The following is a 23717-nucleotide window of genomic DNA, read 5'->3' as shown; positions in this document are numbered from 1 at the left end:
GCTTTTCGGCATTCTCCCTGATCACGAGCGCAACCGAGGTATGACACATGAGTGAGACGCTGGTTCTCGACAAGGCCGCGCAGGACCTCCTGTTCCGCGACGCCCGCACCGCCAACTCCTTCACCGACGAGCCGGTGACCGACGAGCAGGTGCGCGCGATCCACGACCTCGTCAAGTACGGGCCGACCGCCATGAACAACCAGCCGCTGCGGGTCACCGTCGTGCGCTCGCCGGAGGCCCGCGAGCGCCTCGTCCCGCACATGGCGGGCAACAACGCGCCGAAGACCTCGACGGCCCCGCTCACGCTGATCCTGTCCGCGGACGGCGACTTCCACGAGCACTTCCCGAAGACGTTCCCCGTGGCCCCGGACGCCCGCGACAACTTCGCCGGGATGCCCGCCGAGGCGCGCGAGGCCATGGCCGCCCAGAACACCCTGCTCCAGATCGCGTACCTGATCGTCGGGGTCCGCGCCGCCGGCCTGGCCGCCGGCCCCATGACCGGCTTCGACGCCGAGGGCGTGCGCCGGGAGTTCTTCGGCGAGGACTCCCCCCTCCGGCCGCTGGTCGTCATGAACATCGGCAACCCCGGCCCGGACGCCTGGTTCGACCGCCTCCCCCGCCTGGACTTCGAGGAGACCTTCACCGAGATCTGACCCGCACCACGGCCGAGGGGCCGGACACCGTTCTCGGGTGTCCGGCCCCTCGGCCGTGTCCGGACCGGCCAGCCGCTCCGGCCGCCCCGCGCACGGCGGGGCGGTCGGGCGCCGTCCGGGGTCAGATGACCGGCGGGCGCCCGGCCCGGGTCATCCGCCACGCGGTCGACCAGCGGATCGGGGTGCGCGGGCCGGCGTCCTCGCGCCAGCCCTCGCGGAACCCGGAGAACCACGAGCGCAGCGCGGCGCGGTCGCGCTCGCGCAGCACCGTCAGCCCCACCCAGGTGCCGAGGTAGGCGAAGGCGAGGGGCCACGGGAGGTTGCGGCGGGCCAGCCACACACGGTTGCGGGCGTTGAGCCGGTAGAAGTTCTCGTGCCGCGTCGGCGCCACCGCGGGGTGGTACATGACCGCGTCGGCGTCGTACTCGATCGTGTATCCGGCGTCCATGATGCGCCAGGCGAGGTCGGTCTCCTCGTGGGCGTAGAAGAAGTCGCCGGGCAGCCCCCCGCCGGCCTCGAAGGCCGTGCGGCGGATGGCGCAGGCCCCGCCGAGGAACGTGGTGACCACGCTCGACTCCCGGGAGTCGCCCACGCGCAGGCGCGGCACGTGGCGCCGCTGGTCGGGGCCGCCGTCGGGGTCGGCGATCCGGAAGGACAGCGCGCCCAGCGACGTGTCGGCGGCGAACCGCTCCCGCACGTGGCGGGCCAGGTCGGTCGAGCGGTACCAGCCGTCGTCGTCCAGGAAGAGGATGATGTCGCCGTCGGTGGCCCTGACCCCGTGGTTGCGCCCCTCGGGGATGCCGACGTTCTCCGGGAGGAGCACCGTGGTCACGCCCTCGGGCATCTCCGGCAGCTGCGCCCCGTTGCTGACCACCACGACCTCGACGTCCGCGTCCTCCTGCTCGAACACGCTGGTGATCGCGCGGCGCAGCTCGGCGGGGCGGGTGCCCATCGTCAGCAGGACGCAGGAAAGTGTGGGCTTGCTGCTACCGGACACCTGGGCGCGGCTCCGTTCGGCTCTTGGCGCTCGGGAGACCTCAGCCGCGGACGTCGCGGTGTCAGACGCGGGTGGGATCACGGGTGTGGCCATGTTTGCGACCGTTCAGTGGACGACATGCTGCTGGCAGGTTGACACCCGCCAACATTCGCAGAAACAGACTAACGAAAGAATAAAAGGGAGGTGTACGGGGCCGTGGACGGGGTACCCGACCGCGGCCCCGTGGGAGGGGCGGCTCACCGGCGCGACGGCCGGCGGTTCACTCCAGGCGCCGTGAGGCGAGGACGCTCACGAAGTGGGCGAAGCTCATCACCACGGCGACGAACGCGCACGCCACCACCAGGAAGCGGGTGGCGGCCAGGTCGCCGAGGAAGGCGTCCACCACGGCGGCCGCCACGATGATCAGGGACAGCTCCACCGCCTGGATGAGCCGGTGGACCTTGAGGGCGGAGGCCAGGCGTCGCGCCAGGCTCAGCCCGGAGGAGCGCGGCCGCATCGCCTCGTCCGAGACCTTCTCGGGCAGCCCGGCCTTGGCGCGGGCCACCACGACGTTGTCGGTCTCGGCCTTGATCAGGGCGACGCCGATCGCCGCGGCCATGCCCAGGATCACCCAGCCGCCCGCCTCCCACTCGCCCTGGGCGCGGATGCCCAGGCCGATGAGGAGCGCGATCTCGGACACGTAGTGCCCGATCCGGTCCAGGTAGATGCCCGCGACGCTGGTGCGCCCGGTGTACCGGGCCACCTCGCCGTCGGAGCAGTCCAGCAGGAGGTAGACCTGGATGAACACCGCCGCGAGGACGGCCGACCACAGTCCGCCGAACGCGACGACCACCCCGGACAGGACCCCGAACACCATCATCAGGTAGGTGATGGGGTTGGGCGGGACGCGGAGCCGGACGAAGAACGTCGTCAGGTACGGGGAGATGTCCCGCATGTAGAGGCGGCCGGCCCAGTGCTCCTCGTTGGTCCGCTCCTTGATGCCGGCGGGCTGGCCCCCTGCTCGGACCTCAGCGACCGACGGCTTCGACATAGTCCTTGACGCTCCGTCCGATCTCGTCCTCGGAGAGGTTCAGGTGTTCCAGGATGGTGAAACGGCCCGGCCGGGTGTCCGGCGCGTGGACCACCGCCCGCGCGAAAGCCGCCTCGTCGAGGCCGACGTCGGAGGGGACGACGGGCAGCTCGTGGCGGAGCAGGCAGTCGCGGATCTCGTTCATCCGCGCCTCCGACCAGCCCAGGTGCCGCACCCGCAGGAAGGACGCGTAGAGCGCGCCCAGCCCGGCCAGCTCGCCGTGGTTGCTGACGCCCGGGTGGAGCTGGGTGACCGCGTGCAGGATCTCGTGGCACGCGCCGCTGGCGGGCCTGCTGGACCCGGCGACCGACATGGCCATCCCGGAGAGCACGAGGCCCTCGGCGAGCACGGTGAGGAACGCGTCGGACTCCACCGAGTCGGGGCGGTGCAGGACCGCCTCGGCCGCGACCCGGGCGAAGGTGACGGCCATGCCGTCCACGGGTTCGCCGTTGACGCGGCCGGCCAGCTCCCAGTCCTCGATGGCCGAGATGTTGCTGACCACGTCGCCGATGCCCGAGCGCACCAGGTGCGGAGGGGCCGCGCGGACGTAGTCGACGTCGATGACGACGGCGATGGGCATGGTGACGCCGATGGACGGCTTGCCGCCCTCGTGCTCCAGGGAGCTGACGGGGGAGGCGATGCCGTCGTGGGCGAGGTTCGTGGCCACGGCCACCATGGGGATGCCCGCCATGGTCGCGGCGAACTTGGTGACGTCGATGGTCTTGCCGCCGCCGATGCCCGCGACCGCCTCGTACGCGCCGGAGCGGAGCTTCTTGCCCAGCTCGGTGGCGGCGTCGACGGTGCCCTCCTCGACGTGGAAGACCTCGCAGTTGGGCAGGTCCAGGTCGGCGGCGATCTGCGCGCCCTGCCCCGGGCCGACGGCCACGGCGATGCGGCCCTCGGTGGCGATCCGCCGGTCGGCGAGCAGCGTCCCGAGGGAGGAGACCGCCCCCCGCCGCACGTCGATCGCCAGCGGGGAGGGGAGCATTCGGGCTAGTAGCGGCACGCGATCTCCCTGGCCTTGGCGAGGTCGTCGTGGTTGTCGACCTCGACCCAGTCCACCTCGCCGATGGGCGCCACGGCGACCTTCTCGCCCCGGTTGACCAGCTCCTGGTAGCCGTCCTCGTAGTAGAGCTGCGGGTCGCGCTCCCAGGTGGCCTTGAGGGCGTCGGCGAGGCGGGGGGCCAAGGACCCCTCGATGAGGGTGGCGCCGATGTACTCGCCGGCGGCGGTGGCCGGGTCCATGAGCTTGGTGATGTTCCTGAGGTGGCCGCCCTCGTCGAGGGTCACCTTCATCTCCTCGTCGGCGAGGCTTTTCACGTTGTCCACCGCGAGGAGGAGTTCCGGTCCCCGGGCGGCGAGTAGCGTTTCCTCGACGCTCACCGGGTGGACGGTGTCGCCGTTGACCAGGAGGACGCCCTCGGAGAAGAACTCGCGCGCGGTCCACAGGGAGTAGGCGTTGTTCCACTCCTCGGCCTTGTCGTTGTAGCTGAGGGTGAGCTTGACGCCGTGGCGCTCCTCCAGGGCCTCCTTGCGCGCCTCGACGGCCTCCGCGCGGTAGCCGACCACGACGACGACGTCGGTGAGCCCGGCCGCCGCCAGGTTGCGCAGCGAGATGTCCATGATGGTCGTCTCGCCGTCGACTGGCACCAGGGCCTTGGGCAGGGTGTCGGTGTAAGGACGCAGCCGGCGCCCCGCGCCTGCGGCGAGAACCATTCCGAGCATGAGGGCGTGTTCCTCCTTGTGTCGGGGAGGCTGTCACGCCTCCCCGTTCGTTCCGGCGGCCGGTTGGCCCCCGTGTCCGCTGCCGGGTCGGGAGATCCGGGGATCTCCAGGGCCCGTGTCGCCACCGCCGGGGGGAGCGGTGGTCGTGGTACGCACGTCGGTCACCGGTGTCGCACTCCAGGTGCGCACGGACTCCCGCACGAGCAGCACCGCCAGGTATCCGGCGAGTATGCCGTAGGCGGGGGTGGGCGCGTGGAGCGCGCCCCCGACGGCGACGGCGAGCATGCGGCCGTCCCACCCGAGTGCCGCGCCGCGCACCCACGCCGGTCTGGCCGTGCCGGCCAGGGGGCGTGCCACGTCGTCGCGATGGTGGCAGACGACTGCCACCAAGAGTACGAACACCAGGGGACCTGGTACGCCGGACGCCAGTCCCAGCACCGCCAGAAAGGTGTACTCCGTGGCACGGAGGACGGGTGGCACGAGCCAGTCGGACCGTCCGTCGTGGGGGTGGCCGGAGGCCAGTCCGGACAGTAGCAGGGCAGCGACCGGTGCGAACAGGGTAATGCCTGCCAAGTGTCCTCGCTCTGCCACGAGGAGTGTTCCGACGACCAGGGCCCCGGCGAGCGCGGGCAGCAGGGGAGGTACGGCGCCGGGCGCGATCCGGCCCAGCAGGTGGGCCATGTGACCGTCATCACGGAGAATTCGCAGGTCCGGAGTGGTGGGGACACGCCCTCCCCCGGCGCGCGCCCCGGTCGCACCCGCCCCGTTCCGGCTCACCGGCGCACCCCGCGCGCGGTGGGGTCGACGAGTTCCGCGGTGACGGCGATCGCGCAGCCCACGATGAGGGTGACGAAGGCGACCCGCGCGTCCCAGACCGTGGCGGTCACGGCGATCACCAGGAAGCGCGTCGGCTGGGAGAAGGCCGTGAGCCGCCGGACCGCGGCGGCCGGCCCCGGGGCCCCGGTCCGGGCGTCCGGCGCGCCGCGGTCCGCGCCCTCCCCCGCGCCGGGCCCCCGGACCGGTCCGGAAGCGCGGCGGGGGCCGTTCCCGGCCGTGCGGCGCCCGCCGGACCCGGCCTCACGCGGCCGGGGCGGGATCACGTCGGGCCGGACCCCCGCACCGGCCGTGCCGTCGGAGCCCGTCCCCGGGACCCCGTTCGCCCGGGGCCCGCGGCCGGGCCCCGCACCGGCCTCCGGGGCCACGGCGCCGAGCAGCCGGCTCGTCAGCCCGGGGTCGCCGTCGCGCGGGGGACGGGTGGGACAGTAGGGCGCGAATCCACCCAGGAGGCCGCCAGCGCGCCCCTGGGAGGGCAGCGGGACGCGCCTCACGTCCCGTCCGGGGGAGGCCGCGACGGGGGCCTCCTGGGCCGCCAGGAGCGAGTCCCGCAGGGCCAGCGCGACGAGCGCGCCCGCCGCCCAGCCCCACGCGCCCCCGAGGCCCGCCAGGACGGCGCCGGCGGCAAGGCCCAGGTAGACCACGCACTCCCGCAGCTGCGCCAGCATCGCCGCCAGCCACAGGGTGAGCGCGTCCCCGCGGTCGGTCCGCATGCGCGCGCGCACGGAGTCGCAGAACAGGACCGCCGCCAGAAAGGCCGAGCCGGCCAGGCCGCCGACCGCGTCGGCCCGGGAGAACCAGACGGCGGCGCCGACCGCCCCGACGACGCCGATCCTGGTCATCCCGGCCCGGGTGACGTGTCTGCGCTCCAACATTCGCGCGGCCGACCGCGCCGCCGTGTCGTAGACCACGGGTGCCCTCCCACACTTGGTGAGTGACACCGTCGCCTACGGTGCGTAGCCAATCAAACACTGACACGCACCTTGTGTCCGCTAAGCCTGGGTCCGGCCCCGCAGGGGCCTTTCGTGCGGACCCCGGAAGGGCCGGACCCCGGAAAGGGGCGTGCGCACCGCCGGAACACACCGGCGATGCGCACTACGGCCTTCCGGGACGGGCCGGGCGGCGGGGCGGACCCGCGCGGGGCGGCTCAGGCGGTCCCGCCGCCGTCGGCCCCGTCCTCGCCGGGCTCCTGCTCGTCGATCTTCTGCTCGGCCTGCTCCGCGCGCTTCTTCTTCGCGGCGTCGCGCTTCTTGCGCTCGGCGATCTCGGCCTTGGTGTCCTCGTCGTACGCGGCCAGGGCGGCGTCGATGTCGGTGTCCAGGGCGAGCCCGCCGCCCTTGACGTACAGGCCGCGGTTGCAGAACCGGCGCAGGTCCCTCTCGCTGTGCGAGACGAGCACCATCGTCCGCTGGTTGGCCAGCATCCGGTCGATGGCCTCGTAGCACTTGCGCTTGAAGGCCTTGTCGCCGACCGCGAGGACCTCGTCGACCAGCATGATCGGGTGCTCCAGCTGCGAGATCAGCGCGAACCCGAGGCGCACCTTCATGCCGCTGGAGTAGTGCCGGACCGGGGTGTCGATGAACTTCGACTTGATCTCGGCGAAGTCGACGATCTCGTCGAAGCGCTCGTCGATCTGCTTCTCGGTCATCCCGTGCAGGGACCCGACCAGGTACACGTTCTCGCGGCCGGTCAGGTTGTCGTTGAACCCGGCCCGCAGCTCCAGGAGCGGCGCGACCTTGCCGTGGACGTGCACCTCGCCCTCGTCGGGCATCAGGACCCCGGCGATGAGCTTGAGCAGCGTGGACTTGCCCGTGCCGTTCTTGCCGACGATGCCGACGCACTCGCCCCGGTTGATCTCGAACGCCACGTCCCGCAGCGGCCAGAACTCGTCGCCCTCGGCGTTGGGGTCGCGCTTGCTGCCGTGGATGAACATCTCGCGCAGGCTGCGCTTGCGGCGGCGGTTCACGGCGAACTTGACGCCGAGCCCCTTGGCCTCGATGACCGGCCCACTGGTCAGCCCGGCGCCGTAGTCGGTCTGCGCCATCACAACTCCTTCAGGACGGACATCTCCAGGCGGCGGAACGTCCAGTATCCGATGATGAGCATCAGGATCGAACCGACCACCGAAGAGGTCAACGCGAGGGTGCTCGGGGTTAGTTCCGCGAACTCAGGGAACCACACCGCGCGGTGCATCTGGAAGATGCCCATCAGCGGGTTGAGCTGGTAGAGGGTCTTCAGCCACTCGGGGATGCCGGCGCTGAGGACCATGGAGGCCGGGAACAGGATCGCCGATCCGTAGAACAGCAGGCGGCTGAGGATCCGCACGAGGCGCTCCACGTCGCGCAGCAGCACGTTGACCGACGACAGGAACAGGGTCACACCGAGCCCGAACGCGAACGTCAGCACCACCGCGAGCGGCAGCCAGACCAGCAGGCCCATGAGGGTGAAGCGGCCGCCCAGCGCGAAGACGAAGACCAGCAGCACCGGCCAGGTGAGGAGGTACTCGATGAACTTCGTGCCCACCGTGGCCATCGGGAAGATCTCCCGGGGCACCTTCATCGTGGTGATCAGCTTGGAGTGCGTGAGCATCGCCCTCGGCGCCTCGTTGAGGATCGCGCCGAAGGTGGTCCACGGCAGGATCCCGGCCACGAGGAAGAGCACGAAGCCGCCGTAGGCGTGAGCCTCCGGCGGCATGCCGCGATCAGCGCTGAGGATCACCCCGAAGACGAAGAAGTAGACCATCGTCAGAGCCAGGGGCTCCAACATCGTCCACGCGTACCCCAGTACGGACTGCTGGTACTTGACCTTCAGGTCGCGCCGGACCAGGAGGCCGACGACCTTCCGGTGCTCCCAGACGGCCAGCGCCCTTGACGCCACCGCCACCTCCAAGGGTTGTTTTCTCGTCCGGTCAGCGAGGTGCCGGACAGGCGTGTTCGTGTCTCGCCTGTGCGCACCGGTCGACACGCGCGGTCCACCCCGCGCCGGATGTGCCGGAAACGGGGGAGCGTGTCCGGGCGACCGGGGGATGTCACGGACCGCGCCCGGTTCCCACCGCATCGGAGGAGGTCTGGACCGGGCACGCCATACAGGCGTCCATAGGTTACCGCTGTGGACGACGGGCCGCGCCAACCAGCCCTCCCCCCGCGGCCGGTGCGCGCGGTCACGCCCCGTGTCTCCGGGGCGGTCCGCTAGCCTCGGCCCGAGGGCGGAGATCACGTCCTTTACGGGGAGCAACCGGGCGCGCGTCCCGTTCCGGCGGGGGCCGAAGGCCCTGCGCACGCGGACGCCGGCGGGGACCGGCGCGTCCTGCCGAGCGGTCCGCCGGCGGCGGCCGGGTCCCGGGACGCGCCCCCGGACGAGCCCTGTGACGAGCGCCGCGGCGAGTGCGGCCAAGGGAACGGCGACACCAGCCGTGGACGGAAGAGGTGGGGCCATGCGCCCGCGTGTGATCGCGGCGGTTCTGGCCGGAGGGGTCGGCGCCCGCATGGGCGCCCCCTCCCCCAAGCAGTTGCTGCCCCTGGAGGGGCGGCCCATCATCGAGCACTCCATCGCCGCGTTCGAGGCGTGCCCGGAGGTGGACGAGATCCTGGTCCTCATGGTGCGGGAGTACGTGGGAAGGGTGGAGGACGTCGTCGCCTCCGCGGGGTTCACCAAGGTCACCGCCGTGCTTCCCGGCGGGGGGACCCGCACCGACACCTCGTACGCCGCCCTCTCCGCGATGGGGGGCGCGGCCGACACCGACCTGGCCCTGCTGCACGACGCGGCCCGGCCGCTCGTGCGTCCCGCCACGATCGGCGCGTGCGTCGCGGCGCTGGGGGAGGCGGGCGCCGTCGGGGTGGCGGTGCCCAGCGCCGACACGGTCGTCAGGGTGGCCCCCGGCCGGACCGGCGGCGAGGCCGTCGTCCAGGTGCCGCCGCGCTCGGAGCTGCGCCGCATGCAGACCCCGCAGGGGTTCCGTCTGGGCGTGGCGCGCCGCGCCTACGCCCTGGCGATGGCCGACCCGGGGCTGGTCGCCACGGACGACTGCGGGGTGGTGCTGCGGTACCTGCCCGGCGAGGAGGTGCGGATCGTGCCCGGCGAGGAGGACAACATCAAGGTGACGAACCCGGGGGACGTGGAGGTCGCCGAGACGCTGCTGCGCCGGGCCCGCGCCCGCGCCGTCCCGGCGGAGGCGGACTCGTGAGCCGGGTCTTCGGGGCCACCGAGGTCATCGGGCACCGCGGCGCGGGGCGCGGCGTGGTGGACGGCGCCCGCGAGAACTCGCCGGAGTCCTACGCGGCGGCGGCCGCGGCCGGGGCGGACTGGGTGGAGGTCGACGTGCGCCGCACGGCCGACGACGCGCTGGTGCTCCACCACGACGCCGCCCTGGCCGACGGCCGGGCGATCGTCGACCTGACCGTGCGGGAGTGCGCCGCGGCGGGGCTGACCGGACTGGACGAGGGGCTCGCGGCGATCCCCGCGGGGGTCGGGCTGGACGTGGACGTCAAGTCGGTCATGGAGGACGCGGTCGACGCTCCGTCACGGCGGACGGCCTCCCTTCTCCTCCCGTACCTGCGCCGTGAGGCCAAACGTCGCCGGGTGTTCGTCTGCTCGTTCGACCCCGGCGTCCTCGTGGCCGTCCACGGGGGCGCCCCGGAGGTGCCGACGGCGTGGATGCCGTTCGTGCGCAACCCGCTGGACCAGGCCGTGGCGGGCGCCGCCGGCCTGGGGTGCGCGATCGTCGCGGTGGACGCGCGGTCGTTCGGGCTGACCGGCGACGCCCCCCGGCCGGGCCGCCGTTCGGTGCCGTACACCGTGGACCTGGCGCACCGGGCGGGGCTGGAAGTGGTCTCCTGGTGCCCGGACCCGGTCGACGCGGCCCGTTTCGCGGAGGCGGGCATGGACGCGGTCGTGGTGGACGACGTGCCCGGAGCGGTCTCCGCCCTCAAGGCCCGGGAGGGCGGGGCCCGCACAGGGGGCTGAGGCCCCGGGCACGGCGGGCCGGGTCCGGGAGGGTCAGATCCGGCCGAGGAGCTCGGCCTTCTTCGCGGAGAACTCCTCGTCGGTGAGCAGGCCCTTCGCGTGCAGCTCCCCGAGGCGTTCGATCTGCTCGAAGATCCACGCGGTGTCGGCGCCCCCGACGCGAACGTCCTCGGAGGCCCGCCCCTCCCCCGGCGCGGCCCCTCCGTCGGCGCCCGGCCCGTCGCTCTCCGCGGGGGCGCCGCCGGGACGGTTCAGGGCGAGCGCGGAGCGGCGCACGGCGTCCAGCGCGCTCCTGGCGGTGTCCCTCCACCAGGCGTCGTCGTCCCGCCCGGTCCGGCCGTCGCCCGGTGTTCCGCCCGCACCGGGCGCGGGCCGCGCCCGGGCGTCCCGGGCCCACATGTGCGCGGTGACGGTGGCGGCGAGGAGGAACACCTGGTGGATCTCGCTGCCCTCCTCCCCCGCGCGCAGCACGTTGAGGTCGTTCCGGGGCTTGGCCGCGGCCTGCCCCGCCCCGTCGGCGGTGATCACCCGGACGAAGCCCCAGCCCCAGTCGTCGAGGGGGGACCACTCGACGGCGGCGATGTCGGCCAGGTCGAACTCGCGGCGCTGCTGCTTCTTCTTGAAACCGCTCGCGTGCCCCCCGCCCCACACCAGGGTCAGGCGCCCCCGGTCGAGGTGGGCGGTCCCCTCGGAGGTCCTGACGTGCAGCGGCAGCGGCGGGACGAGGGCCGCCGGGGTCGCGCCGTCGGGCTCCCCGGCCTGCCCGGCGGCGAACCTCACCTGGTCCGCGAGGTACTCGGCGACCAGCTCCGTCGACGCGGGCCCCGTCAGCCTGAAGGGCTGTGCCCGCTCGTCGAGCATCGCCCCGACCGCGGCGTAGGGGTCCATCCGCTCCCGCAGCCGCAGGTTCATGGCCCAGCCGCCCTTGCGCGCCGCCCCGGGTCGGAAGTCCACCTCCTCCACCGCCGCGAGCGGCACGCTCAGGCCGCCGAGGAGTTTCAGGAGGGGGCTCTTGAACCAGCCCTTCGTCTCGTACGCGATCGCGATCGACTCGCCGTCGAACCGCCACGCGGCCTGGTCGCCCCGCAACTCGTCCATGGGTTCCTCTCCGTGTCCTGCTCCCTGGGTAGCAGAGGGGCCGCCCCCGGTGCGAGGGCGGCCCCTGGCCGGACACGGCCGTCTTCGCGGGACCCGCGGCGGCGGGCGCGTCAGGCGCTGGCGCCCTGCGCGGTGCGCGAGTCCGAGCCGAGTCCGGGCGGGCTGGTGATGAAGCCGGCGCCCCACGACATGTGCATGGTGGCCAGGGCCAGCGGGATCAGCGGCAGGCCGGCGGCCGGCAGCCCCCGGCCGAGGGGCACGGACGCGGCGGTGACCAGCGCCAGGTAGGCGGCGGGGACCAGGAACAGGGGCCAGAACGCGAACCCGCCGACCAGGCCCGCGACCACCCCGGTCAGGGCGACGGGGGGCGCCAGGTAGCGCAGGTTCATGGTGCCCTTGTGCTGGCGGGCGACCACCCTCCGCCAGCGGCCGTAGTGGAAGTACTGCTTGGCGAGCAGCCGCACGTTGCGGCGCGGCCGGTAGGAGACCGTCATCCGCGGCTGGAACCACACGGTGCCGCCCGTGGTGCGGATGCGGTGGTTCATCTCCCAGTCCTGGGCGCGGAGGAAGGCCTCGTCGTAGCCGCCGACGCGCTCCAGCGCCGAGCGCCGGAAGACGCCCAGGTAGACGGTGTCGGCGGGACCGCCCTCGCCCCCGGTGTGGAAGCGCGCGTTGCCGACGCCCACCTTGGAGGTCATGGCGGCGGCGACGGCCTTCTCCCAGGGGGTGGTGCCCTCGGCGGCCATGATGCCGCCGACGTTGTCGGCGCCGGTCTCGCGCAGGGTCTCCACGGCCACACGGAGGTAGTCGGAGGGCATCATGGCGTGCCCGTCGATACGGGCGACGATGTCGTGCGAGGAGGCGCCGATGGCGGCGTTGAGGCCGGCCGGGGTCCTGCCGGTGGGGTTGTCCACCACCTTGACGCGGGGGTCGGCGGCGGCGAGCCCGTCGGCGACCTCGCGGGTGCGGTCCGAGGAGGGGCCCACCCCGAGCACGACCTCCAGTTCGCCCGGGTACTCCTGGGCGAGGACGTGCTCCACCGCCGAGGCGAGGTGGCGTTCTTCGTTGAGTACGGGCATGACGACGGAGACAGGCGGCCAGGACACGGGCACTTCCCAAGGTCAAGACGTGTCGGGGACTCGCGAGGGGCTTCCCTCGCGCGCGTCAACGGTACTGCACCCGTACGGCCCGGAGCGCCCGGCGGGATCGCCGCCGGGCCGCGCCGCCGACGGGTCAGCCCTGGTTCTTGACGGGCAGGCCCTGGGCGTCCTTGAAGTTGCCCATGATGACCATGATCAGGTCGATGAGGGCCCAGACGCCGGCGCCTCCGCAGGTGATCAGCATGAGGACGCCGGTGCCGGTCTTGCCGACGTAGAAGCGGTGGACCCCGAGACCGCCGAGGAAGAGGCTGAGCAGGAGCGTGGTGAGCCAGTTCTTCGGGGACACGGCTTCGTACTGGGGCTGCTGGTACATGGTGGTACTCCGGGATGGTGCGGGGAAAAGGGAAAGGGGAAGGGGTTGCGACCGGTCCGCGGCGGGCGGGCAGTGCGGCGCTCCCCGGAAGCGGGGGGCCGCCGTGCGCGTACCGGAAACGATCATTTTTGCGCGTAAGTCACTCCAAGGCCATGGATTTCGGTCACACGCTGGTACCGGATACGCCTCAGGACGGCTCCCCGTGCCGGCGGAACCCCGGCGGCTCCGGCCGCGTCCTACCCAAAGCGGAGGACAACACGCCGAGGGTTGACATCCCGCGCTCTTCGGCGGATCGGGTGACAACCTAGGGATAAGGACACCGTGGGTCGGTTGGGACGGGGACGCCGATGAGCGACGACAGCTCGGGAACGCAGGGGCCGGGGGACGGCTTCCGGCGAGAGCGTTCCCAGCCGCTGCCGCCGGAGGACCGCCGGTCCCCCAGGTCGGGCCGGGTGACCGTTCCCAGCAGGGCCGCGCGGCGGCGCCGCACGGGTCTGCTCCTGATGGGCGCCTTCTCCGTCCTCGTCCTGCTCGCCTCGGGCACCTCGTGGGCCCTCACCGGATGGATGTCCGGCTCCCTGAACAGGTTCGACGTGTTCTCCGGCCTGTCGGACGGCGACCGGCCGGAGGCGACCGGCGGCCTGACCTTCCTGGTGATCGGCTCCGACAGCCGCGAGGAGGTCGACCAGGAGGACCGGAACGACCTGAGCGTCGGCTCGACCCCGGGCCGGCGCTCCGACAGCATGATGCTGGTGCGGCTCAACCACGAGCGCGACCGCGTGACCGTCGTCGGCATCCCCCGCGACCTGTGGGTGGACATCCCGGGCGAGGGCGAGGACAAGATCAACGCCGCCTACGCCTACGGCGGGCCGCAGCTGGCCGTCCGGACCGTCGAGTCGGTGACCGACGTGCGGATCGACCACTACGTCGAGGTGGACTTCCACGGCTTCGTCGACGTGGTCGACGCCCTGGGCGGCATCCAGGTGTGCCTGCCCGAGCCCGTCGACGACCCCAAGGCGCAGCTGGACATGGCCGCGGGCACGCACGAGGTGGACGGGACCGAGGCCCTGGCCTTCGCCCGCACCCGCGCCACGTCGCGCGGTGACCTGGACCGGATCGACCGCCAGCAGCAGGTGCTGTCCGCGATGCTCGACCGGGCGCTGAGCAGCGAGACCCTGTCCGACCCCGCCAAGCTGACCGCGTTCCTGGACAGCGCCCTCTCCTCGGTGACGGTGGACTCCGGCCTGGACACCAGCACGATCAACGAGCTCGCCTACCAGATGCGCGACCTGGACATGGGGGCCGTCACCTTCACCCAGGTCCCCATCGCCGACATGAACCACTGGACGCCGCGCGGCGACGTCGCCCTGCTGTGGGACGAGCCGGCCTCCCGGGAGCTGTTCGCCGCGGTCCGCGCCGACCGGCCGGTCGCCGAGCCCGGGGAGGAGGCCCCGGCCGGGGGGAGCGGCGACCCGGACCCCGGTGACGTCCGGGTGAGGGTGTTCAACGGGGTCGGGACCCCCGGCCTCGGCGCGCAGGTGGACGAGGGCCTGACCGGGGCGGGCTTCGCGCTGACCGCGCCCGCCGAGAACTGGAGCAGCAACGACGTGCCGACGACCGAGGTGAGGCACGGGCCGGACGACGGGGCCGACGCCGCGTACGTGGCCGGGATGATCCCCGGCGCGGAGGCCGTCGAGGACGCCGCCCTGGACGGCGAGCTCCAGGTCGTGATCGGATCCGACTACACCGGGTTCCACGCCCCGGACGGCGCGGAGTCCCCCGGGCCGGAGGCGGAGCCCTCCGCCTCCGAGGGCCTCTCCACCTCGACCGCCCGGGACAACGTCTGCGGGTGACCCCCGCGAAGGAAGGACTCCTGTGCTCCGACACCTGGTCGGCCTGCTCGCCGGTATCGCCCTCGCCCCCGTGCTGTGGGTCGCCGTCGCCTGGTCGGCCGAGGCCCTCCCGCGGCTCGCCGAGGGCGACGTGGGCGTCGCGACGGTGCTGTCGGCGGCCGTGTCGTGCCTCACCGGGGGCGTGTGCGCCTACCTGGTCGCGTCCCGGGCGTCCCCGCTGGCGGCAGGGGCGTCGGGGGCCCTGCTCACGGCGCTGTGCCTGTGGCCGGCCGTGCATCCCGCGTCGATGGGCCCCGCCCTGGCGTGGCTGAACGACGAGAGCTTCCTGTACCCGGCCGGCGCGGGCCTCGCGGTGGGGCTGCCGCTCGGGACGCTGCTGCTGGTCTCGGCGGCCATGCCGGCCCGCTGGCGGACGGCCGCCGACGCCGGGCTCCCCGCCCCCCTGACCGGTCCCGGCCGGGACCGGTACCGCGGCGCCGTTCCCGACGGGGCGGGCGGGGCCCCGCGGGGCGACCGCGGTCCCGTGGGCGACACCGTTCCGGACGCGGTGCCCGCACCGTCCCCCGTCCTCGACCGGGACGATCCCTTCGCCGGTGACCCGGACCGGACCACGACCCCCTTCCGGCGGGACGCGTCCGGCGCGACCTGGACGCCCCTGGACGACGAGAGCGGCGGGGCGGGCCCCTTCCGGGGCGGTCCCCGCTGAGCCGCGCCCCCGTGGCCGAGGGGCCGCACCCACCGGTAACCTGAGCGCCTGACTGTTCACGCGGTGTTCGGTCATGCGCCACACCTCGGCGCGTAAGGTGATGCATCGCGCCCCCGGGGCACCCCCGTCGGCCGAACCATGTCCGTTTTCTGCCCTCCACCGGGGTGTTGACCGCCTTCTGCGGGAACAACCACCGGCACAGGCGACGGACGAAAGCGAGGAAGGACTCAACCAGTGGTCGAAGCGGACCGTATGCGCGTCTCCGTCATCGGTACCGGTTACCTGGGCGCCACCACCGCGGCCTGCCTGGCCGAGATGGGGTTCGAGGTGCTGGGGCTCGACGTCGACGAGGCCAAGATCGAGATGCTCCGCTCCGGCAGGGTGCCCTTCTTCGAGCCGGGCCTCGACGAACTGCTCGGCAAGAGCCTGGAGACCGGGCGCCTCGGCTTCACCACCTCCTTCAGCGAGGTCGCCGAGTTCGCGGACCTGCACCTGATCTGCGTGGGCACCCCCCAGCGCGACGAGTCCGGCGCGGCCGACCTGCGCTACGTCAACGCCGCGATCGACCAGCTCGCCCCGCACCTGCACCGTCCCGCCGTGGTCGTCGGCCGCTCCACCGTCCCGGTGGGCACCGCCGCGACCCTGGCCGCGCGGCTGGCCGCGCTCGCCCCCGTGGGCGGGGAGGCCGAACTGGGGTGGAGCCCCGAGTTCCTGCGCGAGGGCTTCGGCGTCGAGGACACCCTGCGCCCCAACCGGATCGTGATCGGCACCGACTCGCCCCGGGTCGAGAAGGCCGTGCGCGCCCTGTGGCAGCAGCAGGTCGACGAGGGCGTCCCCTTCCTGGTGACCGACCTCCAGACCGCCGAACTCGTCAAGGTGTCGGCCAACGCGTTCCTGGCCACGAAGATCTCCTTCATCAACGCGATGGCCGAGGTGTCCGAGGTCGCGGGCGCCGACGTGATCCAGCTGGCCGAGGCCCTGTCGTACGACGACCGGATCGGCGGCAAGTTCCTGGGCCCCGGCCTGGGCTTCGGCGGCGGCTGCCTGCCCAAGGACATCCGCGCGTTCATGGCGCGCGCCGACGAGCTGGGCGTGGAGCCCGCCCTGTCGTTCCTGCGGGAGGTGGACGCGATCAACCAGCGCCGCCGCGCCCGCACCATCGACCTCGCCCGCCAGCTGATCGGCGGCAGCTTCGCCGGCCGCACGGTCACCGTCCTGGGAGCGGCGTTCAAGCCGAACTCCGACGACATCCGGGACTCGCCCGCGCTGGACGTCGCCTCGACCATCGCGTCGCTCGGCGCCCAGGTGACGGTGTACGACCCGGTGGCGCTGGAGCGCGCCCGCGCGGAGCACCCGCAGCTGAACTACGCCGACTCCATGCTGGAGGCGGCGCGGGGGGCGGACGTGGTGCTCCTGCTCACCGAGTGGACCGAGTTCCGCGAGGCCAACCCGGAGGAGCTGGCCACCGTGGTGGCCCGGAAGAGGATCGTGGACGGGCGCAACGCCCTCGACCCCACGTTCTGGCGGGCCTCGGGGTGGGCCTACCGGGCCCTCGGCCGCCAGTAGGCCCCGACCCGCTCCTGACGGCCGGTCCCCGAGGGGGCCGGCCTCCGGCGTTCCCGGAGCGGGAGCCGCCCCCCGGCGACCGCGTGGGGCGGGGCGCCCCTCCCCTCCTCCGGTCGGCAGTTCCGGCGAACCCCGGGTGGTGACCGTCCGTCCGTGCTTCACTTCACTCCGTGGTCGAATGCGGGCGGCCGGCACCGGGTCGGCGCCCGAGGAAACGAACGGAGTCCGATTCGTGAAGCTCTCCGCGGTGGCAGGCGCCGCACTGGCCCTGCTCCTGGTGGCGCCGCCCGCCCACGCCGACGTGCCGGCCCCTCCCGGGGCGCCGTCCGCGCCGCAGGCCGGCTGTCCGGTGCTCGATCCCCCGCCCACCGAGGAGGACCTGGCGGCGTACCTGTGCGGCGACCGACGCCTCGGGCCCGCCGAGCTCCCCTCGGAGGGCCCCGTGGGGTCGCTCGTCCGCTCCTACGACAGGCTCGGCGACCTCACCCCGGCGGAGTTCCTGGACAGGTGGGCCACCCCCCAGGGCTGGGACTACCCCGAGCACATGGGTTTCGTGGTGGTGGACGGCGAGCCGGTGAACGGGCTCCGACGCCTCCGCGAGGGACGGATGCTGGACCGGTTCGGATCGCCGCGTGGCACCTTCCTGGCCCCGGCGGGCGCGCCGTACGAGCGCCGGGCGCTGCCGCCGGACTCCCTCAACACCTGGCCCGGCGGACCCGAGCACAACTACAACTGCTACGAGGTGGCGACGGGGTTCACCGCCCTGGTGGGCCCGATCGCGCCGCACTTCGAGCAGCCGGGCGGCGGTGAGCAGGTCCTCGCACCGGCCGGGGAGCTCCCCGAGGCGCAGGGCGACGGGTACGTGCCGGTGAGCGACCTCCTGGAGTGGGGCTACCTGGAGCAGAGGCCCGCCGAGGAGTGCGCGGCCCCCCGGCGCTACGCCCTCGGGGCCTGATCCCGGTCCGCCGCCGGGGCGCCCGCCGCCGGGGCGCCCTCCCCACCGGCGGCCCCGACGGGTTCCCCTCCTGCCCCCGGGGGCAGGCCCCGCAGGGCCGCGGCGACGAGGAGGGCGGCGACCGCGAGCACGGCCGCGCCGGTGAGGGCGGCGGTGGAGACCCCGGCGGTGTAGGCGGCGAAGGCCGCGTCGAGCAGGGCCCCGGGGTCCTCCGACCGCGGCGCGGCGGCGACGGCGCCGGCGACGGTCTCGCCCGCGGGCCCCTCCGCGCCGGACGGGCCCTCCTCCATGGCCCTGCGGTAGATCCCCGTCGCGGCGGTGCCGAGGACCGCGATGCCCAGGGCCGACCCGAACTCGGTGCTGGTCTCGGAGACCCCGGCGGCGGCGCCGGCCCGCTCGGGCGGCGCCGCGGCCAGCACGAGGCCGTTCGCGAGGGTGCCGACGACGCCGACGCCGAAGGTCGTCACCGTGTACCCGACGACGAGGACGGCCAGCGGCGAGTCCGCCTCCACGGTCCCCACCACGGCGAACCCGGCGGAGCCCGCCAGCAGGCCCGCGGCCATCAGGGGGCCGGGGCGGACCCTCGGCGAGGCGGCGCCCGCCAGGACGGCGCCGAGGACGGTGCCGGCGAACACGGGCAGGGACCACAGCGCGGCCTGGAGCGGGCTGAGGCCGTGCACGGTCTGGAGGAACGTGAAGACCAGGAGGCCGAGTCCTGCGGCGGCGAAGGCCACGGCGGTGTTGCTGCCCACGGCGGCGCTGAACGCGGGGCGGGCGAAGAGCGCGACGTCGACGAGCGGGTGCTCGGCGCGGCGCTGGCGGACCGCGAACAGCGCCAGGAACGCCGTGCCGACGAGCAGGGCGACGACGCCCTGGAACTCGATGCCGTGCTCGGCGAAGCGCTTGGCCGCGTAGACCAGTCCGAGGACGGCGACGAGCGAGGCGCCCGCGCCGGGGAGGTCGAAGCCGGCCGCGCCCGGGTCGCGCGACTCCGGGACGAGGAACGGCGCGAGGGCGACCAGCAGGACCATGAACGGCAGGTTGACCAGGAAGGCCGAGCCCCACCAGAAGAACTCCAGGAGCAGGCCGCCGAGGATCGGACCGGCGACGGCGCCGCCGGTGAAGGCGACGGTCCAGGCGCCGACGGCCGCCCCGCGCTGCCGGGGGTCGGTGAACATGCTGCGGATGAGGGACAGCGTGGACGGGGCGAGGGTCGCCCCGGCGAGGCCGAGGAGGGCCCGGCCCGCGATGAAGAGCTCGGCGTTGGGCGCGAAGGCCAGGAGCGCCGAGGCCGCGCCGAAGAGCGCGGCGCCGGCGAGGAGCAGCCTGCGGCGCCCGAGGCGGTCCCCCAGGCCGCCCATCGTGACGAGGAGGCCGGCGAGGACGAAGCCGTAGACGTCCATCATCCACAGCCACTGGGTGGCGCCGGGTTCGAGCGCCTCGGCGATGGCGGGTGCGGCGACGAAGAGGATCGAGATGTCCATGGACACCAGCAGCGCCGGGATCAGGAGGAGGACGAGTCCGGCCCAGGCGCGCGGCGCGGCCCGGCGGCCCGTCGTGTTCGGTGGGGTGTGCATGCCTTTGATCGTACGTACGTCAAAATCAGAGGTCAATATGTACGTACGTACAAAAATGCTAGGATCCCCGTATGAGCCAACGAGACGACCTGCTGGCAGGCGCCAGGAAGTGCCTGGTCGAAAAGGGGTACGGCAAGACCACGGCCCGCGACATCGCCGCCGCGTCCGGGGCGCACCTGGCGTCCATCGGTTACCACTTCGGGTCCAAGGACAACCTCATGAACGCGGCGGTGCTGGAGGCGTCCGGCGAGTGGGGCGACTCCTTCCAGGCGGCCGTCGACGCCTCCCGCTCGCAGGAGCCCGAACAGCGGATGCGCGCCCTGCTCGGCTCCGTCTTCGCGTCCCTGCCGGAGGAGCGGGACCTGCTGGTGGCCAGCGTCCAGGCCTTCACGCAGGCCGAGTTCGACGAGGGCGTCCGCGAGGCCCTCGCCGAGGGGCTGGCCGGGGGCCGCCGGGAGCTGGCCGCGATGATCCTGGGCGTGGAGCCCGGCGAGGTCGACCCCGGCACCGTCGCGGGCCTGGGGTCGCTGGTCTACAACCTCATCGCCGGCTACGTGATCCAGTTCCTCGTGGACCCGGAGGCGCTGCCCACCGTCGACCAGGCGATGGACGGCCTGCGCGCGCTCCTGCCCGCCTCCGGCTGACACGCCTCCGCCCCGGGCACGGCGCGGCCCCGGCGCCGCTCGGGGCGCCGGGGCCGCTCGGGGCGCGGTCCGCGGAGGCCCCGGTGCCCGCGCGGCTAGAGGCCGAAGCCGGTGGGCCTGCCGCCCTCGGCGACCTCGCGCCGCAGGCGCTCGCCCTTGGCGTGGGCCTGGGACCTCAGCTCCTCCTGGAACTTCTTCATCCGCCCGGACAGCTCCGGGTCGTGCGCCGCGAGCATCCGCACCGCCAGCAGGCCCGCGTTGCGCGCCGCGCCCACGGCCACCGTCGCCACCGGGACGCCCGCCGGCATCTGGACGATGGACAGCAGGGAGTCCATGCCGTCGAGGTACTTGAGCGGCACCGGGACGCCGATCACGGGCAGCGTGGTCACGGAGGCCAGCATGCCGGGCAGGTGGGCGGCGCCGCCCGCCCCGGCGATGACCGCCTTCAGGCCGCGTCCGGCGGCCTCCTCCCCGTAGGAGATCATCTCGTGCGGCATACGGTGCGCGGACACCACGTCGGCCTCGAACGGCACGTCGAACTCGCGCAGTGCCTCGGCGGCCTCGCGCATCACCGGCCAGTCCGAGTCCGAGCCCATCACGATGCCCACGACGGGGGCCTGGTTGCTCACTGGTCGTCTCCTCGCAGGTAGGCGGCAGCGTCGCGGGCGCGCTCCAGGAGGTCCTGGTGGTCGTCGCCCATCACTGTGACGTGCCCGATCTTGCGGCCCGGACGCACGTCCTTGCCGTAGAAGTGCACCTTCACCTCGGGGTCCTTGGCCATCACGTGCAGGTAGCGGCTGTAGACGTCGGGGTCCGTGCCGCCCAGCAGGTTGGCCATGACGGTGAAGGGGGCGTTGGTGCGCGGCGACCCCAGGGGCAGGTTGAGGACCGCGCGCAGGTGCTGCTCGAACTGGGACGTGCGGGCGCCCTCGATGCTCCAGTGGCCGGAGTTGTGGGGCCGCATGGCGAGTTCGTTCACGACGACGCCCTCGGCCGTCTCGAACAGCTCCACGGCCAGGACCCCGGTGACGTCGAGCGCCTGGGCGATCTCGATGGCGAGTTCCTGCGCCCTCGTGGCCTTCTCGTCGGAGAGGCCGGGGGCGGGGGCGACGACCTCGTGGCAGATGCCCCCGCGCTGCACGGTCTCCACGACCGGGTAGACCGCGACCTGGCCGTGCGGGGAGCGGGCCACCTGCACCGCGAGCTCGCGGGAGAAGGCGACCTTCTCCTCCACCAGGAGGGGGACGCCCTCGGCGGCGGCCCGTTCCACGACCGCCCGCGCCTCCTCGGCGTCGGCGGCGATCCACACGCCCTTGCCGTCGTAGCCGCCGCGCGCGGCCTTGAGGACGACCGGCCACCCGGTGCCCCCCTCGCCGTCGGCGAACCCGGTGACGTGCTCCGGCGCGGTGACGGCCCTCCACCGCGGGGACGGGGCGCCCAGCTCGGCCATGCGGGTGCGCATGCGCAGCTTGTCCTGGGCGAAGCGCAGGGCGTCCCGGCCGGGGCGCAGCAGCCCGCCCGCCTCCTCGACGGCGCGCAGGACCGGCTCGGGGACGTGTTCGTGGTCGAAGGTCACCACGTCGTTGGCCTTGGCGAAGGCCATGACGTCGTCCAGGCCGCGGTCGTCCCCCAGCGTGACGTCGCCGCAGACCAGGGCTGCGCTGTCGGTGGGGGAGGCGGCCAGGACGGAGAAGTGGACGCCCAGCCCGATGACCGCCTGGTGGGTCATCCGGGAGAGTTGGCCACCTCCGACCATTCCCACGCGGGGGACGGTGCGGTTACGCTCGCTCACAGTTCCTCAACTCACATGCTCGTCAACCGCGGTGACGGGACGGCTCCCCTGCGGGGACGCCTGGCCGGTTCGGCTCGGAACCCGCGGCCGGGGCCCTGCTCAAGTCCCCGGGCTAGAGTCTAGAGCGTGCGCGCACGGCGGCCGGAAGCCCCTCTCGCCCCCAGGTCGGCGGCCCGTCCGAAGGCGCACCCCCGATCACACGACTGGAGGCGACGGCCGTGCGCGACTTCTCCGCCCGCCATCCCAAGCTCGCGAAGCTCGCCGCGGAGGTGGGCAAGTTCGGTTCCGTCGGCGCGGTCGCCTACGTGGTCCAGCTGGGCGCCACCAACCTGCTGTGGGGGGTGGCGGGCCTGGGCCCGCTGTCCGGGCAGGTGGTCGGGACACTGTGCTCGATCGCGGTCGCGTTCGTCGGCAACCGGTTCTGGACGTTCGGCGACCGGGAGCGCACGGGCTACGGGCGCGAGACGCTGCTGTTCCTGGTGATGAACGGGGTCGGCCTGGCCATCCAGCTGGCCTGCCAGGGGTTCTCCGTGCACGTGCTCGGCCTGGACGGGGTGCTCGCGCAGAACGTCGCGGGCAACGTGGTGGGGGTGGGGATCGGCACGCTGTTCCGGTTCTTCGCGTACCGGACGTGGGTGTTCCCCGAGCGCCCGGAGGCGGTCGCGGAGGGCGCCCCCCGGGAGCCGATCGCCTGAGCCGCGGACCGGACGGGCTCAGCGCGGCGTGTCGGCGCTGGTGCGGCGCACCCCTCGGCGGCGGGCCAGCCAGACCACGCCCAGCGTGTACAGGCCGACCTGGGCCGTCGTGAGGAGCAGGACGATCGGCGAGCCGGCGCCCAGGGGCAGCCCCGCGCCGACGACGGCTCCCGTGCCGATCTCCGACAGGCGGTCCTCGAAGACGCACAGCGTGAACTGCACCAGGCTGTTGACCGTGTGCAGCGCGATCGCGGCCTCCAGGCCGCCGGTCCGCCAGGTCAGCCAGGCCGCGCCCAGGCCCATGACGACGAGGGCGGCCGTGGTCCAGAGGTCGCCGGGGTGCGTGGCCAGGTAGAGCGCGGCGAACAGCGTGCCGCCCGCCAGGACCGAGGGACCCGGGGAGCGCAGCACCCGGGCCATCGCGGAGTCGCCGCCCCGCTCGCCGGGGCGCGCCCCGAGCGCGCCGACCATCTGCATGACCAGGCCGCGCAGGGTGATCTCCTCGGCCGCGGACTGGAACGGGACCAGGACCAGGACGACCGCCATCGCCGCCGCGAACACCTCGGTCCCCCCGGCGCCCTGGTGGGGCACCAGGCCGGGCTGGACGATGCGGGCCAGCGGCAGGAAGGCCGCCACGCCCAGGGCCACCGGCAGGACCGCCGCGGCGGTGCAGACCGCCAGCCAGCCCCAGCGCACCCGGCCCGCGACCGACATCAGGGAGCCGACGCGGCGCCACTGGACCACCCGTACGACGAAGAGGACGATGGGGATGAGCAGGGCCGACGACAGCAGGCCGAAGGCCAGCTGGGCGATCTCGCTGATGCGCACCGAATCGGGGGCGAGCCCGCTGCCCTCGACGATCGCGACGATCGTGACCGAGAGCAGGATGGCCATCCACAGGAAGAACAGCAGGACGGCGAACCCCGCCAGGGCGAGGGGCGTCGTCCACCAGCGGAAGCGGGAGGTCCGGCCCAGCCTGTGATAGGACTCACCCCTGGGCAGTTCCGCGCAGGCGAACTCGTTCGTGCGCACCGGCCGGGGCGGTGGCCAGGCCCACACCCCCGGATCGGGGTTGACCGCCGGGTGCCCGCCGGGCGGTGTCAGCCGCCCCCCGCCGG

General features: G+C 73.7%; 24 protein-coding genes. 9 read left to right on the top strand and 15 right to left on the bottom strand.

The window, feature by feature from the left end:
• The first annotated feature begins 47 nt into the window (after nt 1-47).
• Complete coding sequence (locus tag ACIRPH_RS14140) at nt 48-653, top strand: malonic semialdehyde reductase (protein WP_402913878.1); 606 nt, start codon at nt 48-50, stop codon at nt 651-653.
• A 121-nt stretch (nt 654-774) separates the two neighbouring features.
• On the opposite strand, the gene ACIRPH_RS14135 is transcribed toward ACIRPH_RS14140, so the two are convergent.
• From ACIRPH_RS14135 to ACIRPH_RS14100, 8 genes are all read right to left on the bottom strand, one after another.
• A complete protein-coding gene (locus ACIRPH_RS14135; protein ID WP_402914787.1) occupies nt 775-1605 on the bottom strand; it encodes a glycosyltransferase family 2 protein in 831 nt (276 codons plus the stop codon).
• 304 nt (nt 1606-1909) lie between these two features.
• Entirely contained in the window at nt 1910-2680 is a 771-nt protein-coding gene (locus tag ACIRPH_RS14130; RefSeq protein WP_402913876.1) for a CDP-alcohol phosphatidyltransferase family protein, read from the bottom strand.
• Nucleotides 2658-3707, bottom strand: a complete 1050-nt coding sequence (locus ACIRPH_RS14125) for an iron-containing alcohol dehydrogenase family protein (protein ID WP_402914784.1) — start codon at nt 3705-3707, stop codon at nt 2658-2660. Before ACIRPH_RS14125 ends, ACIRPH_RS14130 begins: the two co-directional genes overlap by 23 nt.
• Before the next feature lie 5 nt (nt 3708-3712).
• Nucleotides 3713-4444, bottom strand: coding sequence for a sugar phosphate nucleotidyltransferase (locus ACIRPH_RS14120; protein ID WP_402913874.1), 732 nt, complete (start codon nt 4442-4444; stop codon nt 3713-3715).
• 33 nt (nt 4445-4477) lie between these two features.
• Nucleotides 4478-5125, bottom strand: a complete 648-nt coding sequence (locus ACIRPH_RS14115) for a DUF5941 domain-containing protein (protein ID WP_402913871.1) — start codon at nt 5123-5125, stop codon at nt 4478-4480.
• A gap of 92 nt (nt 5126-5217) precedes the next feature.
• On the bottom strand, nt 5218-6189 hold the full coding sequence (locus tag ACIRPH_RS14110; protein WP_402913868.1) for a hypothetical protein: 972 nt from the start codon (nt 6187-6189) through the stop codon (nt 5218-5220).
• A 236-nt stretch (nt 6190-6425) separates the two neighbouring features.
• A complete protein-coding gene (locus tag ACIRPH_RS14105) occupies nt 6426-7322 on the bottom strand; it encodes an ABC transporter ATP-binding protein (RefSeq protein ID WP_402913865.1) in 897 nt (298 codons plus the stop codon).
• Entirely contained in the window at nt 7322-8167 is an 846-nt protein-coding gene (locus ACIRPH_RS14100) for an ABC transporter permease (protein WP_402913863.1), read from the bottom strand. The genes ACIRPH_RS14105 and ACIRPH_RS14100 overlap by 1 nt, the downstream gene beginning before the upstream one ends.
• 544 nt (nt 8168-8711) lie before the next feature.
• Here ACIRPH_RS14100 and ACIRPH_RS14095 point away from each other — a divergent pair.
• Both ACIRPH_RS14095 and ACIRPH_RS14090 read left to right on the top strand, forming a co-directional pair.
• Entirely contained in the window at nt 8712-9461 is a 750-nt protein-coding gene (locus tag ACIRPH_RS14095; RefSeq protein ID WP_402913861.1) for a 2-C-methyl-D-erythritol 4-phosphate cytidylyltransferase, read from the top strand.
• Nucleotides 9458-10240, top strand: coding sequence for a glycerophosphodiester phosphodiesterase (locus ACIRPH_RS14090; RefSeq protein ID WP_402913859.1), 783 nt, complete (start codon nt 9458-9460; stop codon nt 10238-10240). The genes ACIRPH_RS14095 and ACIRPH_RS14090 overlap by 4 nt, the downstream gene beginning before the upstream one ends.
• A gap of 33 nt (nt 10241-10273) precedes the next feature.
• Here ACIRPH_RS14090 and ACIRPH_RS14085 read toward each other — a convergent pair whose 3' ends face one another.
• The 3 genes from ACIRPH_RS14085 to ACIRPH_RS14075 form a co-directional block, all read right to left on the bottom strand.
• Nucleotides 10274-11338 carry a DUF4429 domain-containing protein gene (locus ACIRPH_RS14085; RefSeq protein ID WP_402913857.1) on the bottom strand — a complete coding sequence of 355 codons (1065 nt, stop codon included), beginning with the start codon at nt 11336-11338 and terminating at the stop codon, nt 10274-10276.
• Between the two features lie 110 nt (nt 11339-11448).
• Nucleotides 11449-12444, bottom strand: coding sequence for a glycosyltransferase family 2 protein (locus tag ACIRPH_RS14080; RefSeq protein ID WP_402913854.1), 996 nt, complete (start codon nt 12442-12444; stop codon nt 11449-11451).
• Nucleotides 12445-12571: 127 nt separating this feature from the next.
• Nucleotides 12572-12811, bottom strand: a complete 240-nt coding sequence (locus ACIRPH_RS14075; RefSeq protein WP_402913852.1) for a TM2 domain-containing protein — start codon at nt 12809-12811, stop codon at nt 12572-12574.
• A 347-nt stretch (nt 12812-13158) separates the two neighbouring features.
• Here ACIRPH_RS14075 and ACIRPH_RS14070 point away from each other — a divergent pair, with 347 nt between their 5' ends.
• The 4 genes from ACIRPH_RS14070 to ACIRPH_RS14055 all read left to right on the top strand — a co-directional run bounded on the left by ACIRPH_RS14070 (nt 13159) and on the right by ACIRPH_RS14055 (nt 17891).
• A complete protein-coding gene (locus ACIRPH_RS14070) occupies nt 13159-14664 on the top strand; it encodes an LCP family protein (RefSeq protein ID WP_402913849.1) in 1506 nt (501 codons plus the stop codon).
• A gap of 22 nt (nt 14665-14686) precedes the next feature.
• Nucleotides 14687-15370, top strand: a complete 684-nt coding sequence (locus ACIRPH_RS14065; RefSeq protein WP_402913847.1) for a YIP1 family protein — start codon at nt 14687-14689, stop codon at nt 15368-15370.
• A 234-nt stretch (nt 15371-15604) separates the two neighbouring features.
• The gene (locus ACIRPH_RS14060; RefSeq protein ID WP_402913844.1) at nt 15605-16936 is read left to right on the top strand and encodes a UDP-glucose dehydrogenase family protein; all 1332 of its coding nucleotides are present in this window, start codon (nt 15605-15607) and stop codon (nt 16934-16936) included.
• A 232-nt stretch (nt 16937-17168) separates the two neighbouring features.
• Nucleotides 17169-17891, top strand: coding sequence for a TNT domain-containing protein (locus ACIRPH_RS14055; protein WP_402913842.1), 723 nt, complete (start codon nt 17169-17171; stop codon nt 17889-17891).
• Here the strand turns inward: ACIRPH_RS14055 and ACIRPH_RS14050 are convergent.
• Nucleotides 17873-19468, bottom strand: a complete 1596-nt coding sequence (locus ACIRPH_RS14050; protein ID WP_402913839.1) for an MFS transporter — start codon at nt 19466-19468, stop codon at nt 17873-17875. The two genes, ACIRPH_RS14055 and ACIRPH_RS14050, sit on opposite strands and share 19 nt — an antisense overlap.
• 71 nt (nt 19469-19539) lie before the next feature.
• Between ACIRPH_RS14050 and ACIRPH_RS14045 the strand changes: the two genes are divergently transcribed.
• The gene (locus tag ACIRPH_RS14045; protein ID WP_402913838.1) at nt 19540-20112 is read left to right on the top strand and encodes a TetR/AcrR family transcriptional regulator; all 573 of its coding nucleotides are present in this window, start codon (nt 19540-19542) and stop codon (nt 20110-20112) included.
• A 95-nt stretch (nt 20113-20207) separates the two neighbouring features.
• On the opposite strand, the gene purE is transcribed toward ACIRPH_RS14045, so the two are convergent.
• Together purE and ACIRPH_RS14035 are read right to left on the bottom strand one after the other, a co-directional pair.
• Entirely contained in the window at nt 20208-20708 is a 501-nt protein-coding gene (purE, locus tag ACIRPH_RS14040; protein WP_402914781.1) for a 5-(carboxyamino)imidazole ribonucleotide mutase, read from the bottom strand.
• A 29-nt stretch (nt 20709-20737) separates the two neighbouring features.
• The gene (locus ACIRPH_RS14035; RefSeq protein ID WP_402913835.1) at nt 20738-21904 is read right to left on the bottom strand and encodes a 5-(carboxyamino)imidazole ribonucleotide synthase; all 1167 of its coding nucleotides are present in this window, start codon (nt 21902-21904) and stop codon (nt 20738-20740) included.
• A gap of 218 nt (nt 21905-22122) precedes the next feature.
• Between ACIRPH_RS14035 and ACIRPH_RS14030 the strand changes: the two genes are divergently transcribed.
• Nucleotides 22123-22599, top strand: coding sequence for a GtrA family protein (locus ACIRPH_RS14030; RefSeq protein ID WP_402913833.1), 477 nt, complete (start codon nt 22123-22125; stop codon nt 22597-22599).
• An 18-nt stretch (nt 22600-22617) separates the two neighbouring features.
• Here the strand turns inward: ACIRPH_RS14030 and ACIRPH_RS14025 are convergent, their stop codons facing one another.
• A complete protein-coding gene (locus tag ACIRPH_RS14025; protein WP_402913831.1) occupies nt 22618-23631 on the bottom strand; it encodes a lysostaphin resistance A-like protein in 1014 nt (337 codons plus the stop codon).
• Nucleotides 23632-23717: the final 86 nt, after the last annotated feature.

Origin of the sequence: Nocardiopsis sp. NPDC101807 (assembly GCF_044766605.1) — a bacterium.
GTDB classification, from domain to species: Bacteria; Actinomycetota; Actinomycetes; order Streptosporangiales; family Streptosporangiaceae; genus Nocardiopsis; species Nocardiopsis tropica.
Note: the sequence above shows the minus strand (reverse complement) of the source record. Positions and strands in the feature narration are given on the sequence as shown.

Bases quoted from the DNA above. Each gene is read 5' to 3' on its own strand.
- ACIRPH_RS14050 (WP_402913839.1), bottom strand. From the start codon at position 19,468: ATGCACACCCCACCGAACACGACGGGCCGCCGGGCCGCGCCGCGCGCC.
- ACIRPH_RS14070 (WP_402913849.1), top strand. From the start codon at position 13,159: ATGAGCGACGACAGCTCGGGAACGCAGGGGCCGGGGGACGGCTTCCGG.
- ACIRPH_RS14130 (WP_402913876.1), bottom strand. From the start codon at position 2,680: ATGTCGAAGCCGTCGGTCGCTGAGGTCCGAGCAGGGGGCCAGCCCGCC.
- ACIRPH_RS14135 (WP_402914787.1), bottom strand. From the start codon at position 1,605: ATGGGCACCCGCCCCGCCGAGCTGCGCCGCGCGATCACCAGCGTGTTC.
- ACIRPH_RS14045 (WP_402913838.1), top strand. From the start codon at position 19,540: ATGAGCCAACGAGACGACCTGCTGGCAGGCGCCAGGAAGTGCCTGGTC.
- ACIRPH_RS14120 (WP_402913874.1), bottom strand. From the start codon at position 4,444: ATGCTCGGAATGGTTCTCGCCGCAGGCGCGGGGCGCCGGCTGCGTCCT.
- ACIRPH_RS14075 (WP_402913852.1), bottom strand. From the start codon at position 12,811: ATGTACCAGCAGCCCCAGTACGAAGCCGTGTCCCCGAAGAACTGGCTC.
- ACIRPH_RS14125 (WP_402914784.1), bottom strand. From the start codon at position 3,707: ATGCTCCCCTCCCCGCTGGCGATCGACGTGCGGCGGGGGGCGGTCTCC.
- ACIRPH_RS14095 (WP_402913861.1), top strand. From the start codon at position 8,712: ATGCGCCCGCGTGTGATCGCGGCGGTTCTGGCCGGAGGGGTCGGCGCC.
- ACIRPH_RS14085 (WP_402913857.1), bottom strand. From the start codon at position 11,338: ATGGACGAGTTGCGGGGCGACCAGGCCGCGTGGCGGTTCGACGGCGAG.
- ACIRPH_RS14105 (WP_402913865.1), bottom strand. From the start codon at position 7,322: ATGGCGCAGACCGACTACGGCGCCGGGCTGACCAGTGGGCCGGTCATC.
- purE (WP_402914781.1), bottom strand. From the start codon at position 20,708: ATGGGCTCGGACTCGGACTGGCCGGTGATGCGCGAGGCCGCCGAGGCA.
- ACIRPH_RS14140 (WP_402913878.1), top strand. From the start codon at position 48: ATGAGTGAGACGCTGGTTCTCGACAAGGCCGCGCAGGACCTCCTGTTC.
- ACIRPH_RS14115 (WP_402913871.1), bottom strand. From the start codon at position 5,125: ATGGCCCACCTGCTGGGCCGGATCGCGCCCGGCGCCGTACCTCCCCTG.